At 75.5% G+C, this 12,107-nt stretch carries 13 protein-coding genes; 9 read left to right on the top strand and 4 right to left on the bottom strand.

Annotated elements, in window-relative coordinates:
- Positions 1–97: 97 nt before the first annotated feature.
- Positions 98–802 (top strand): response regulator transcription factor, encoded by a 705-nt coding sequence (locus ACZ6J5_RS15025; RefSeq protein WP_469391440.1) that lies wholly within the window; start codon positions 98–100, stop codon positions 800–802.
- 18 nt (positions 803–820) lie between these two features.
- On the top strand, positions 821–2,260 hold the full coding sequence (locus tag ACZ6J5_RS15030; RefSeq protein WP_469391442.1) for a sensor histidine kinase: 1,440 nt from the start codon (positions 821–823) through the stop codon (positions 2,258–2,260).
- 39 nt (positions 2,261–2,299) lie between these two features.
- Here ACZ6J5_RS15030 and ACZ6J5_RS15035 read toward each other — a convergent pair whose 3' ends face one another.
- Positions 2,300–3,298 (bottom strand): TAXI family TRAP transporter solute-binding subunit, encoded by a 999-nt coding sequence (locus tag ACZ6J5_RS15035; RefSeq protein ID WP_469391444.1) that lies wholly within the window; start codon positions 3,296–3,298, stop codon positions 2,300–2,302.
- A gap of 87 nt (positions 3,299–3,385) precedes the next feature.
- Positions 3,386–4,342: a LysR substrate-binding domain-containing protein gene (locus tag ACZ6J5_RS15040; RefSeq protein ID WP_469391446.1), complete on the bottom strand. Its 957-nt coding sequence runs from the start codon at positions 4,340–4,342 to the stop codon at positions 3,386–3,388.
- Between the two features lie 110 nt (positions 4,343–4,452).
- Here ACZ6J5_RS15040 and ACZ6J5_RS15045 point away from each other — a divergent pair, with 110 nt between their 5' ends.
- From ACZ6J5_RS15045 to ACZ6J5_RS15070, 6 genes are read left to right on the top strand one after another with little or no spacing between them, the layout of a single operon-like run.
- Positions 4,453–5,616, top strand: coding sequence for a four-carbon acid sugar kinase family protein (locus tag ACZ6J5_RS15045; protein WP_469391448.1), 1,164 nt, complete (start codon positions 4,453–4,455; stop codon positions 5,614–5,616).
- The gene (gene pdxA, locus ACZ6J5_RS15050) at positions 5,613–6,941 is read left to right on the top strand and encodes a 4-hydroxythreonine-4-phosphate dehydrogenase PdxA (RefSeq protein ID WP_469391450.1); all 1,329 of its coding nucleotides are present in this window, start codon (positions 5,613–5,615) and stop codon (positions 6,939–6,941) included. The genes ACZ6J5_RS15045 and pdxA overlap by 4 nt, the downstream gene beginning before the upstream one ends.
- Positions 6,942–6,951: 10 nt before the next feature.
- A complete protein-coding gene (locus ACZ6J5_RS15055) occupies positions 6,952–7,626 on the top strand; it encodes a HisA/HisF-related TIM barrel protein (protein WP_469391451.1) in 675 nt (224 codons plus the stop codon).
- A gap of 34 nt (positions 7,627–7,660) precedes the next feature.
- Positions 7,661–9,193, top strand: a complete 1,533-nt coding sequence (miaB, locus tag ACZ6J5_RS15060; protein WP_469391453.1) for a tRNA (N6-isopentenyl adenosine(37)-C2)-methylthiotransferase MiaB — start codon at positions 7,661–7,663, stop codon at positions 9,191–9,193.
- A gap of 44 nt (positions 9,194–9,237) precedes the next feature.
- Positions 9,238–9,600, top strand: a complete 363-nt coding sequence (locus tag ACZ6J5_RS15065; protein WP_469391454.1) for a hypothetical protein — start codon at positions 9,238–9,240, stop codon at positions 9,598–9,600.
- 10 nt (positions 9,601–9,610) lie between these two features.
- Positions 9,611–10,318 carry a class III extradiol dioxygenase subunit B-like domain-containing protein gene (locus tag ACZ6J5_RS15070; RefSeq protein ID WP_469391456.1) on the top strand — a complete coding sequence of 236 codons (708 nt, stop codon included), beginning with the start codon at positions 9,611–9,613 and terminating at the stop codon, positions 10,316–10,318.
- Between the two features lie 143 nt (positions 10,319–10,461).
- Here the strand turns inward: ACZ6J5_RS15070 and ACZ6J5_RS15075 are convergent, their stop codons facing one another.
- Positions 10,462–10,719: an antitoxin gene (locus ACZ6J5_RS15075; RefSeq protein WP_469391458.1), complete on the bottom strand. Its 258-nt coding sequence runs from the start codon at positions 10,717–10,719 to the stop codon at positions 10,462–10,464.
- A gap of 75 nt (positions 10,720–10,794) precedes the next feature.
- A complete protein-coding gene (locus tag ACZ6J5_RS15080; RefSeq protein ID WP_469391460.1) occupies positions 10,795–11,043 on the bottom strand; it encodes a hypothetical protein in 249 nt (82 codons plus the stop codon).
- 112 nt (positions 11,044–11,155) lie between these two features.
- On the opposite strand from ACZ6J5_RS15080, the gene miaA reads away from it, so the two are divergent.
- Positions 11,156–12,094 carry a tRNA (adenosine(37)-N6)-dimethylallyltransferase MiaA gene (gene miaA, locus ACZ6J5_RS15085; protein ID WP_469391462.1) on the top strand — a complete coding sequence of 313 codons (939 nt, stop codon included), beginning with the start codon at positions 11,156–11,158 and terminating at the stop codon, positions 12,092–12,094.
- Positions 12,095–12,107 lie beyond the last annotated feature (13 nt).

Consider the following 12,107-nt stretch of genomic DNA (forward strand, 5'->3'; position numbering starts at 1 on the left):
TGGCCGTCGCCATCGGCGTTCATGCCCTGATAGACACGTAGGCATCGTGACGCCCGCGCGGCCACCGCGCGGAGGGACCACACGGAGGAGGAGGGCCATGAGACTGCTGCTCGTCGAGGACGACGACCACGTCGCCGCCGCGCTCTCCGCGATCCTCGCCCGGCACGGCTTCCACGTCACCCACGCCCGCAACGGCGAGGAGGCGCTCCAGGCCGTGCTGCCCGCCGCGCACGGCGAGCGTCCCTCGTACGGGGTGATCCTGCTCGACCTCGGCCTGCCCGACCAGGACGGCTACCAGGTCTGCGGCCGGATCCGGAAGCTCACCGCCACCCCCGTGATCATGGTGACCGCGCGCGCCGACGTCCGCTCCCGGATACACGGGCTCAACCTCGGCGCCGACGACTACGTGGTCAAGCCCTACGACACCGGCGAGCTGCTCGCCCGTATCCACGCGGTCAGCCGGCGCACCACCGGCGGCGAGGACGGCACCGGCACCGCCGAGGACGGCACCCTGCGCCTGGGCCAGGTCACCATCGAGCTGCCCACCCGCCGGGTCAGTGTCGACGGCGAGGCCGTCGCGCTCACCCGCAAGGAGTTCGACCTGCTGGCCCTGCTCGCCCAGCGGCCCGGCGTGGTCTTCCGCCGCGAGCAGATCATCAGCGAGGTCTGGCGCACCAGTTGGGAGGGGACCGGCCGCACCCTGGAGGTGCACGTCGCCTCGCTGCGCTCCAAGCTGCGGATGCCCGCCCTGATCGAGACCGTGCGGGGCGTCGGCTACCGCCTGGTCGCGCCCGCCGCCTGATCCCGGACCCGCCGGCACGTGCGCACCCGACTCCTCCCGCTCCTCATCGTCCTGATGGCCGGCGTCCTGCTGGCCCTCGGCTTCCCGCTCGCCGCCGGGCTCGCCGCCTCCGAGCAGCAGCGGGTGGTGGTGGACCGGCTGGACGACTCCGCGCGGTTCGCCGCGCTCGCGCAGTTCGTCGACGAGTCGGTCATCGGCCCCGACGAACGGCGGACCACCCTCAGCGGCGAACTCGCCAGCTACCACGACGTCTACGGCATCCGCGCCGGCATCTTCTACCGCAACAACCGTGCCATGGCCGCCGCCCCCGAGGACTGGGTCGTACCGTACGAGGGGGAGAGCAGACGCGCGTTCAACGAGGCGCTGCTCGGTCGCCGCAGCCACGACCCGCCGCAGGTCTGGCCCTGGCAGAGCGACGCCCGGCTCACCATCGCCTCCCCGGTCGTACGGGACGGTGACGTCGTCGCCGTCGTCGTCACCGACTCGCCCACCGGGCAGCTCCGCAGCCGCATCCTGCACGGCTGGCTGCTGATCTTCGCCGGCGAGTCCGCCGCCATGCTGCTCGCCGTCGGCGCCGCCTTCCGGCTCACCGGCTGGGTGCTGCGGCCCGTCCGGATCCTGGACGCCGTCACCCACGACATCGCCACCGGCCGGATGGCCTCACGCGTCGCCGCCGCCGGCGGACCGCCCGAACTGCGCCGCCTGGCCCGCTCGTTCAACGAGATGGCCGACAACGTCGAGGACGTCCTGGAACAGCAGCGGGCCTTCGTCGCCGACGCCTCCCACCAGCTGCGCAACCCGCTCGCCGCGCTGCTGCTCCGCATCGAGCTGCTCGCCCTGGAGCTGCCCGAGGACAACGAGGAGATCGCCTCCGTGCGCACCGAGGGCAAGCGGCTCGCGCAGGTCCTCGACGACCTGCTCGGCCTGGCGCTCGCCGAGCACGCCGACGCCGACCTCCGGCTCACCGACATCGGGGCGCTCACCGCCGAGCGGGTCGCCTCCTGGCGCCCGGTCGCCGACGAGAAGGGCGTGGCGCTGCTCGCCGACACCGCCGCCGTCACCGCCTGGGCGGACCCGGTGGCGCTGTCCAGCGCCCTCGACGCGGTGATCGACAACGCCCTGAAGTTCACCCCGGCCGGCGAGGACGTCGCCGTCCGCGTGGCGCTGAGCCCCGGCGGCCGGACCGTCACCGTGGAGGTCGCCGACCACGGGCCGGGCCTCACCGACGAGGAGCTGGAGCGGGTCGGCGACCGCTTCTGGCGCTCCCCCCTGCACCAGAACGTCAAGGGCTCCGGCCTCGGCCTCTCCATCGCCCGGGTGCTGCTCACCGCCGGGGGCGGCGCCGTCGCCTTCGCCCGCCACGAGCCGCACGGGCTCAAGGTGACCGTCGCCGTCCCGCGCGACGAGCCGCGCCGGCAGGCCGGGCGCGGACAGGCGGCGCCGGGGCCCGCCGCGTAGAGCCTTCGGGGCGGGCCGGGCGGCCGGGCGGCGAGGCGGTCAGGGCTTCACGGAGCGGTAGTACCGCCGGGCGCCCTCGTGCAGGGGCAGCGGCTCGGTGTAGATCGCGGTGCGCAGATCGACGAGCTGCGCCGGGTGGACCTGCCCGCCGATCCGGTCCCGGCTGCCGATCACCGTCCGGGTCAGGCCCTCCACCAGGTCCGGATCCGCCGCGTCGGTGGTGACCAGGATGTTCGCCACCGCGAGGGTCTTCACCGGGTTGCCGTCCTGGGCCAGTCCGTAGGCGTCGGCGGGGATCACCGCCGAGCGGTAGTAGCGGGTGGACTCGCCCACGTCGTGCAGGCTGTCCACCAGGGAATCGTCGAGCTGCACCAGCCGGACCGGCGTCCGCTCGGACAGCTTCTGCACGGCCTCGGTGGGCAGGCCGCCGGACCAGAAGAACGCGTCGAGCCGCTTCCGCTCCAGCAGGCCCGGCATGGTGTCGATGCCCGCCGAGACCGGCCGGATGTCGACGTCCGGGGTGACCCCGGCCGCCGCCAGCACCCGGTCGGCGATCAGCCGCACGCCGGAGCCCGGCTGCCCGACCCCGACCCGCAGCCCGCGCAGGTCGGCCACCGACTGCACGGACGAGCCCTTCGGGACGACGAGCTGGACGTAGTCGTCGTAGAGCCGGGCGCAGCCGCGTAGCCGCTCGAAGCCGGGCCTGCGGTCGCGCTGGTACTGGGCCACCGCGTCCGCCGTCGCCACGGTGAAGTCCGCCTCGCCGGACGCGAGCCGCGCGAGGTTCTGCTGGGAGCCCTCGCTGTCGCGGAGCGTGATCGACACGTCCGGCAGATCGCGGTGGAGGGCCTCCTGGAGCAGCTTCCCGTACCGCTGGTACACACCCGAGGGCACGCCGGTGCTGAAGGTGACGTGTCCGCTCGGGGCCTTCGCGCCGAACGGCGCCAGCCACCACACCAGGGCGCCCGCCAGCACCAGCAGCGCCGCCGTGACCTGGAGGACGCGGCGGCGGGCGGTACGGGTGAGAGCGGGGAGCATGGCGCGATCCTGCCAGCTCGCTCCCCGTCCTGACCAGGGCGGACCGGGCCGGACCGGGCCGGATCAGTCCCCGGACACGTCCCTGAATCAGTCCCCGGAGCGGTCCCTGAAGCGGTACCCGGCGGGCGGCGTCAGCGGCGCCGCCTGCTCCCGCAGCCAGTCGAGCAGCGCGGCGACCCTCGTGTCCCGCTCCGGCGGGCGGGGGCTGAGCAGCCCGTAGCCGGTGCCGTCGGCGACGAAGCCGTACGGGGCCGCCAACTGCCCCCGCACCAGGTCGTCGTGGACGAGCGCGTACGGCCCGACGGCGACCCCGACCCCGGCGACGGCGGCCTGGAGCGCCAGGTAGAAGTGCTCGAAGGTCTGCTCGGGAGCGGGAGCGGGAGCGGGAGCCACGGAGAAGCCCGAGCCCGGGGTTCCGGGAGACTCCCGTCCCGTCAGGCGCCGCCAGTCCGCCCAGGCGGCCGGCCGGGTACTGGTGTGCAGCAGGGGCACCGGCTCCCCGGCGGTCAGCCGCGCGGCGAGCCCGGGGTGGCAGACCGGGCCGATCCACTCGTCGAAGAGCGGCACCCGGCTCACCCCCTCGGGCACGGCGAAGTCGTCCCGCCGCACCGCCGCGTCCACCGTGTCCCGGGCGAAGGCCACCGGCCCGCCGCCCGCCGACAGGTGCACGGTCAGCTCCGGGTGCCGGGCGGCCAGGTCCGGCAGGCGCGGGATCAGCCAGCGCATCAGCAGCGTCGGCTCGCAGGACAGCGCGAGCGGTCCGCCGGGCCGCCGGCCCGAGACCTCCAGGGCCGCCGCCTCGACCAGGTCGAGCGCGTCCCGGACCGCCGCGGCGAGGCGGCGGGCCTGCGGGGTGGGGCGCAGGGCGCGCGGGCCCCGCTCGAAGAGGGGCGTGCCGAGGGCCCGCTCCAGATTCCGCACCTGGCGGCTGACCGCCCCGTGGGTGACGTGCAGCTCCCGTGCCGCCCGGGTCATGCTCGCGTGGCGCACGGTCGCCTCGAAGGGCAGCAGCGTGTTCAGCGGGGGCAGGTCGGGCCGGCTCATGTGTGAAACCTACTCACAGGTGAGGTGAGAAGGAATCGCTTGTCCAGGGCATTCGCTCGGGCCAGTGTTGATCGTGTCACGGAACCCGAGCCGAGGGGCAATGCCACCCGATGGAGCCGTCCACCCTCGTCGTCCTCGCCGACGACCTCACCAGCGCCGCCGACGGCGCCGTCCCCTTCCGGCGGGCGGGCCACCCGGCCCTGGTCCTCTTCGCGCCGCCCGCGCCCGGCGCCGGGACCCCGGACCCCGGCGTCACCGCCGTCGACCTGGGCACCCGGCTGCTCGCCGAGCCCGAGGCGGTCGCCCGGACGCGAGCGGCGGCCGTCGCGTACGCGGGCGCCGACCTGCTGCTCAAGACGGTCGACTCGACGCTGCGCGGCCATGTCGCCGCCGAACTCCGCGCCGCCCTCGCCGGCTCGGGCCGCCGCGCGGCCGTCCTCGCCCCCGCCTTCCCCGCCGAGGGGCGCACGACGGTCGGCGGCGTCCAGTACGTCCGGGGGGTACGGGTCGACGAGAGCGAGTTCGCCCGCGACCCGGCCCACCCGGTCCGCACCGCCGAGCTCGCCGCGCTGCTGCCCGAGGCCGTCGCCGTCGACGCCGGCCGGCTCGGACTCCTCGCCGGGGACGGGGTGTTCACGTGCTCGGCGGCCACGGACGCGGAGCTCGACGCGCTCGTCGCCGCCGTGCCCCGGCCCGAGGAGGTGCTGTGGGTCGGCTCCCCGGGCCTCGCCGCCGCGCTGGCCCGCCGCCACGGCCGCGCTCCTTCCCGTACCGCCGCCCTCCCCGCGGCGCCGCCCGTCCACCGCCCGCTGGCCGTCGTCGGCAGCGCCAACCCCGCCAGCCGGCGCCAGCTCGCCGCGCTGTACGAGCGCGCGGGCGCGGCCGGAGCGGTCGCCGAGGACCCGGCCGAGGCGCTCGCCGCCCTGCGCGGCGCGACGGCGCCCCTGCTCGCGCTGCACACCCCCGACGCGCGGGGCGCCGATCCGGCCGAGCTGATCCGCCGTCTCGCCGCCTCGGCGGCCGGGGCGGTCGCCGAGGGCCTGGCCGACGGACTCGTGCTCACCGGCGGCGAGACCGCCGCCGCCGTCCTCGGCGTCCTCGGCGCCACCGGCGTCGAGCTGCGGGACGAACCCGAACCGGGCATCGCCCGCGGCACCCTGTACGGACCCGCCGCCCCCCGCCTCCCCGTCCTCGTCAAGGCGGGCGGCTTCGGCGACGACGGCGCCCTCGTCCGCCTCTGCGCGCTGCTGGCCGGGGGAGGCGAGGAGCGGTGAGCCGCCCCGGCCCCCGCCCGATCGCCCTCACCATGGGCGACCCGCACGGCATCGGGCCCGAGATCACCGTCAGGGCCTTCGCCGACCCCGGGCGCCCCGCCCCGGTCGTCGTCATCGGCGACCCCGCCGTCCTCGCCCGCGCCTGCCGCGTCACCGGCGTCCCGCTGACCGTCCACCCGGTCGCGAGCGCCGCCGAGGCCGCCGCCCTCGACCCGGGCCCTGGCGGCCCCGGCGGCTTCGGCGGTCCCGGCGACTGCGCAGGATCCGGTGGCCCTGGCGGCCTCGGTGGCCTCGGTGGCCCTGGCGGCCTCGGCAGCCCTGGCAGCCCTGGCAGCCCTGGTGGCCTCGGTGGCCCCGGTGGCCCTGGCGGCCTCGGCGGCCCCGCCGACCGCGCGAGGTCCGGTGGTCCCGGAGGCCCCAGTGCCCCCGGCAACCCCAGTGCCCCCGACCGCCCCATCGCCCCCGACCGCCCCGCCGCCCCCCGCCTCCTCCCCGTGCTCCCCGTCCTCCCCGACGGCCCCGCCCTCCCGGACGAGCCCGCTCTCGGCACCGTGGACGCCCGCGCGGGCGCCGCCTCCTTCGCGTACGTGCGCCGGGCGATCGAGCTCGCGCTCGCCGGAGAGGTGCGCGCGATCACGACCGCGCCGATCAACAAGGAGGCCCTCGGCCTCGCCGGACTGCCCTACCCCGGCCACACCGAGATCCTGGCCGAGCTCTCCGGGACCGAGCGGTACGCCATGATGCTGGCCAACGACGAGCTGCGGACCGTCCTCGTCACCGTCCACCAGTCGCTGCGCGACGCCATCGACGCCCTCACGCCCGCGCGCGAGCTGGACATCATCCGGCTCGCCCGCCAGGCCCTCGGGCCCGGCGCCCGGATCGCCGTGGCGGGACTCAACCCGCACGCCGGGGAGAACGGCCTCTTCGGCCGCGAGGACCTCGACGTCATCGCGCCCGCCGTGCGCGCCGCCCGCGCCGAGGGCATCGACGCCAGCGGGCCGCACCCCGCGGACACCGTGTTCATGCGGGCCCGCGCGGGGGAGTTCGACGTCGTCGTGGCGCAGTACCACGACCAGGGCCTGATCCCGGTGAAGTACCTGGGCCTGGAGCACGGCGTGAACATCACCCTCGGCCTGCCGTTCGTCCGCACCAGCGTCGACCACGGCACCGCGTTCGACCTGGCGGGCACCGGGACCGCCGACCCCACCAGCCTGCTCACCGCCCTGCGCCACGCCGCCGCACTGGCCGACCGCGCGGACGCCCTCGCCGGGGCCCGTGCCGAGGCCCGCGCGGACGCCCCGGCCGATCCCGCCGCCCATTCCTGAGGGGGACCCCATGGACTTCATCTTCATGCTCACCCGCGCCGACCGGACCGTCACCGACTGCCTCCACGTCCTGGACTCCGTCCGCGACCTCGGCATCACCCACATCGGCTTCAAGGACGTCGGCGTGGACCCGGCCACCCTGGCCCGCCTGCACGAGCAGATCAGGGAGCTCGGCGCCACCAGCCACCTGGAGGTCGTCGCCACCGGCCGCGCCCAGGCCCTCGACTCCGTACGAGCGGCCGCCGACCTCGGCGTCGACTGGCTGATGGGCGGGGTCTGGATCGAGGAGACCCTCGCCCTGCTCGACGGCGGCCCCGTCCGCTACCTGCCCTTCGCGGGCGAGCCCCAGGGCCATCCCACCCGGCTGGCCGGTTCCCCCGCCCGTATCGCCGCCGACTGCCGCCGCGCCGAGGCCGCGGGCTGCGCCGGGGTCGACCTGCTCGCCCACCGGGCCACCGAGGCCGACCCGCTCGACCTGGTCCGCGCCGCCCGCGCGGCCACGAAGGGCCGGCTCGTCGTGGCCGGCTCGCTGTCCACCCCGGCCCAGGTGCACGCGCTCGCCGAGGCGGGCGCCGACGCCTTCACGGTCGGTTCCGCGGCCTTCGCGGGCGCCGTCCGCCCGGCCGCCGGAGGGCTTGCCGCGCAGCTCACGGCCCTGGTCGAGGCGAGCGGCGGCCCGAGGTAGCCGGACAGTCCCGGGGCCCCCTTACCCTTGTGAGGTGACCAGCAGCAAAGACGGGACCGGAGCAGTGGCCGAGGCGGGCGTGACGCGCACCTACGAAGTACGCACCTACGGGTGCCAGATGAACGTCCACGACTCCGAGCGGCTCTCCGGCCTCCTGGAGGAGGCGGGTTACGTCAAGGCCCCGGCGGACGCCGACGGCGACGCCGACGTCGTGGTCTTCAACACCTGCGCGGTCCGCGAGAACGCCGACAACAAGCTCTACGGCAACCTCGGCCGGCTCGCCCCGCGCAAGGCCGGGCGTCCCGGCATGCAGATCGCCGTCGGCGGCTGCCTGGCGCAGAAGGACCGCGACACCATCGTCAAGAAGGCCCCCTGGGTCGACGTGGTCTTCGGCACGCACAACATCGGCAAGCTGCCCGTCCTCCTGGAGCGCGCCCGCGTCCAGGAGGAGGCGCAGGTCGAGATCGCCGAGTCGCTGGAGGCCTTCCCCTCCACGCTGCCGACTCGTCGCGAGTCCGCGTACGCCGCCTGGGTCTCGATCTCCGTCGGCTGCAACAACACGTGCACCTTCTGCATCGTCCCCGCGCTGCGTGGCAAGGAGGAGGACCGCCGCCCCGGCGACATCCTCGCCGAGATCGAGGCGCTGGTCGCCGAGGGCGTCTCCGAGATCACCCTGCTCGGCCAGAACGTGAACGCGTACGGCTCCGACCTGGGAGACCGCGAGGCCTTCAGCAAGCTGCTGCGGGCCTGCGGCGACATCGAGGGCCTGGAGCGGGTCCGCTTCACCTCGCCGCACCCCCGCGACTTCACCGACGACGTCATCGCCGCCATGGCCGAGACCCCGAACGTGATGCCGCAGCTGCACATGCCGATGCAGTCCGGCTCCGACACGGTCCTGAAGGCGATGCGCCGCTCGTACCGCCAGGAGCGCTTCCTCGGGATCATCGAGAAGGTGCGCGCCGCGATCCCGCACGCCGCCATCTCCACCGACATCATCGTGGGCTTCCCCGGCGAGACCGAGGAGGACTTCGAGCAGACCATGCACGCCGTCCGCGAGGCCCGCTTCGCGAACGCCTTCACCTTCCAGTACTCCAAGCGCCCCGGCACCCCCGCGGCCACCATGGAGGGGCAGATCCCCAAGGAGGTCGTCCAGGACCGCTACATGCGCCTGGTCGCCCTCCAGGAGGAGATCTCCTGGGAGGAGAACAAGAAGCAGGTCGGCCGCACCCTGGAGGTCATGGTCGCGGAGGGCGAGGGCCGCAAGGACGGCGAGACCCACCGGCTCTCCGGCCGCGCCCCCGACAACCGGCTCGTCCACTTCACCAAGCCGGACGAGGACGTGCGCCCGGGCGACGTGGTGACCGTCGAGATCACCTACGCCGCCCCGCACCACCTCCTCGCCGAAGGTCCGACCACCGGCGTCCGGCGCACCCGCGCGGGCGACGCCTGGGAGAAGCGCAACGCCGAGGCCGCCGCCAAGCCGGCCGGCGTGCTGCTGGGGCTGCCGAAGATCGGCGTCCCGGAGCCGCTGCCCGTCGCCGACGCGCCGGCCTGCGGAAGCCACTGAGGACCGGGCCGCCAGGCGACCGGGCCACGAGCAGAGGGGGCACCATGGGACGGTGGGCCGTCATCGCCCAGTTCGGCCGCAACGAGGGGTACGTCACCGAGGTGGTGTCCCGGGTGACCGGCACCCGGGACGACGCCCGGCAGGCGCTCGTCGAGGCCGCGCGGTGGTACCGCAGGCCGCGCCGGGAGAAGCGCCGCGAGGTGTTCCGCCTGCCGGACGGCGAGAGCCACCTGCTGGTGCTCCAGGGCGCCGTGACCCGCCTGGAGATCACCCTGACCGTCGCGGAGCTGCTGTACGACTCCGCCGACGGGCCGGACGCGCCCGAGGGCCAGGACGCGGCCGCCTGGGTCGCCGGGACCGCGGACGGTCCGGGGCGGTCTCCCGAGGACGGGCGCCCCGCACAGTAGGCTGCGGATCATGCTTGTCGCCGCCGCCGTGTGCCCCTGCCCCCCGCTGCTCGTGCCCGCCGTCGCGGCCGGTGCGGCGGCCGAGCTCGACGACGCGCGGACGGCCTGCTCCGACGCGCTCTCGGTGCTCGCCGCCGCCCGCCCCGACCGGCTCGTCGTCGTCGGCCCCGCGGGGGAGGGCGCCCGGGGCGTCCACCCCGGCGGGGCGGCCGGGTCCTTCGCCGGCTTCGGCGTCGACCTGACCGTACGGCTCGGCTCCGGGCCCGGCGGCGAGCGCCCGCTGCCCGCCTCGCTGGCGGTCGCCGGCTGGCTCCTGGAGCACACCGGCTGGGCCGACGCGCCCGTCGAGGGGCTCGGCGTCGCGGAGGACGCGGAGCCCGCGCGGTGCGCCGCCACGGGCCGGGAGCTGGGCGCCTCGGCCGAGCGCGTCGCCCTGCTCGTGATGGGTGACGGCAGCGCCTGCCGCACCGTGAAGGCGCCCGGCTACCACGACGAGCGCGCCGAGGGCTTCGACGCCGGGGCCGCCCACGCGCTCGGCACGGCCGACCCGGCCGCCCTGCTCGCCCTGGACCCGGACCTGGCCCGCGCGCTCAAGGTCTCCGGCCGGGCCCCCTGGCAGGTGCTCGCGGGCGCCGCCGAGGGCGCGGGCCTGGAGGGCCGGCTGTTCTACGAGGACGCCCCCTACGGCGTCGGCTACGCGGTCGCCGCCTGGAGCTGAGCCCGCGCGGGCACCCCCCCCTGACGTACGACGGCGGACGGCCGCGGAGCGTGCTGCTCCGCGGCCGTCCGCCGTGCTCGTACGAAGGCCGTCCGCCGTGCTCGTACGAAGGCCGTGTCCGTACGAAGGGACCGGGGTCCGCGTCAGGCGGCCGGCGGCGGGGTCGTGCCGCCCTGACCGCCGTCCGGCCCGTCCTTGTGGGCGAGCTTCTCGATGGCCTCCTTGGCCTTCCCGGTGCCCGTCTCGATCTTGTCGCTGTACTTGCCCTTGGTCTTCTCGTCGACCATCTTCGCGGCCTTGTCCAGGCCCTGCTCCACCTTGTCCCCGTGCTGCTGCGCGAGGTCCGTGACCTTGTCCTTCGCCGGGGCGAGCTTGGCCTTCAGTGAATCCAGGAGACCCATGGGGTCACCCTCCCTCCGACGGACCCCCGAGGGCCCGTGTCCGTGCCGGTCGTGCCGGTCCGTACTGGTCCGTGTTTACTTCCGGGCGCCTTCGCCGGCCCCGTTGTCCGCGGCCGCCTCGGCCGACTGCTGCTTCGGGATCTCGACGGCCTCGGCCTTCGCCTCGGCCGCCTCCGGCGCGGCGGGCCCGGCGGCCTCGTCGCCGCCGTCCGCCGCCTCCGCCTGCGGCTCCTCGGTCACGGCCGCCGGCCCGGCGGTGTCCGTGACCTCCGTGACCTCGGCGTCCTTGGTGCCCTTGCGTCGAAACATCGCGAAAACGCCCATATCTGCTCCCTAGCCTACTCAGGGTCGGAATCCCGCAACAGCAACGAAGCCCGGTGGGGCCCGTCACGTCGCTCGTTCGGGGACGCGCCCCGGGGTTTGCGAGACTGGTGCGGTGAGAAGCGCACCTCCCGCCCCGCGGGTCATCGCCGTCGTCGGTCCCACAGCGGCCGGCAAGTCCGATCTGGGCGTCTACCTCGCCCAGCAGCTGGGCGGCGAGGTCGTCAACGCCGACTCGATGCAGCTCTACCGGGGGATGGACATCGGCACCGCCAAACTGACGCTGGAGGAGCGCGACGGCGTCCCGCACCACCTCCTCGACATCTGGGACGTGACCGAGGCCGCCAGCGTCGCCGAGTACCAGCGGCTGGCCCGCGCGGAGATCGACCGGCTGCTCGCCGAGGGCCGCGTCCCGATCCTCGTCGGCGGCTCCGGCCTCTACGTGCGCGGCGCCCTCGACGTGATGGAGTTCCCCGGCACCGACCCGGAGGTCCGGGCCCGCCTGGAAGCCGAACTGGAGGAGCGCGGCTCCGGCGTGCTGCACGCCCGGCTCGCCGCCGCCGACCCGGAGGCCGCCCACGCCATCCTGGCCGGAAACGGACGCCGCATCGTGCGCGCCCTGGAGGTCATCGAGATCACCGGAAAGCCCTTCACGGCCAACCTGCCCGGCCACGAGTCCGTCTACGACACCGTGCAGATCGGCGTGGACGTCGGCCGCCCCGAACTCGACGAGCGGATCACCACGCGCGTGGACCGCATGTGGGAAGCCGGGCTGGTCGACGAGGTGCGGGCGCTGGAGGCGCTGGGCCTGCGCGAGGGCCGTACGGCCGCCCGCGCGCTCGGCTACCAGCAGGTGCTCGCGGCGCTCGCGGGGGAGTGCACCGAGGACGAGGCGCGCGCGGACACCGTGCGCACCACCAAGCGCTTCGCCCGCCGCCAGGACTCCTGGTTCCGGCGCGATCCGCGCGTCCACTGGCTGAGCGGCGCCCTCGCGGACCGGGGAGAACTCCCGGGTCGGGCGCTGACGTTGGTCGAACGAGCGGTTACAGCCTGATCACGTGATGGCA

This window comes from Streptomyces sp. NPDC042100 (genome assembly GCF_055582325.1).

Bases quoted from the DNA above. Each gene is read 5' to 3' on its own strand.
- ACZ6J5_RS15035 (WP_469391444.1), bottom strand. From the start codon at position 3,298: ATGCTCCCCGCTCTCACCCGTACCGCCCGCCGCCGCGTCCTCCAGGTC.
- ACZ6J5_RS15025 (WP_469391440.1), top strand. From the start codon at position 98: ATGAGACTGCTGCTCGTCGAGGACGACGACCACGTCGCCGCCGCGCTC.
- ACZ6J5_RS15055 (WP_469391451.1), top strand. From the start codon at position 6,952: ATGGACTTCATCTTCATGCTCACCCGCGCCGACCGGACCGTCACCGAC.
- ACZ6J5_RS15065 (WP_469391454.1), top strand. From the start codon at position 9,238: ATGGGACGGTGGGCCGTCATCGCCCAGTTCGGCCGCAACGAGGGGTAC.
- ACZ6J5_RS15075 (WP_469391458.1), bottom strand. From the start codon at position 10,719: ATGGGTCTCCTGGATTCACTGAAGGCCAAGCTCGCCCCGGCGAAGGAC.
- ACZ6J5_RS15040 (WP_469391446.1), bottom strand. From the start codon at position 4,342: ATGAGCCGGCCCGACCTGCCCCCGCTGAACACGCTGCTGCCCTTCGAG.
- ACZ6J5_RS15080 (WP_469391460.1), bottom strand. From the start codon at position 11,043: ATGGGCGTTTTCGCGATGTTTCGACGCAAGGGCACCAAGGACGCCGAG.
- ACZ6J5_RS15070 (WP_469391456.1), top strand. From the start codon at position 9,611: ATGCTTGTCGCCGCCGCCGTGTGCCCCTGCCCCCCGCTGCTCGTGCCC.
- ACZ6J5_RS15045 (WP_469391448.1), top strand. From the start codon at position 4,453: ATGGAGCCGTCCACCCTCGTCGTCCTCGCCGACGACCTCACCAGCGCC.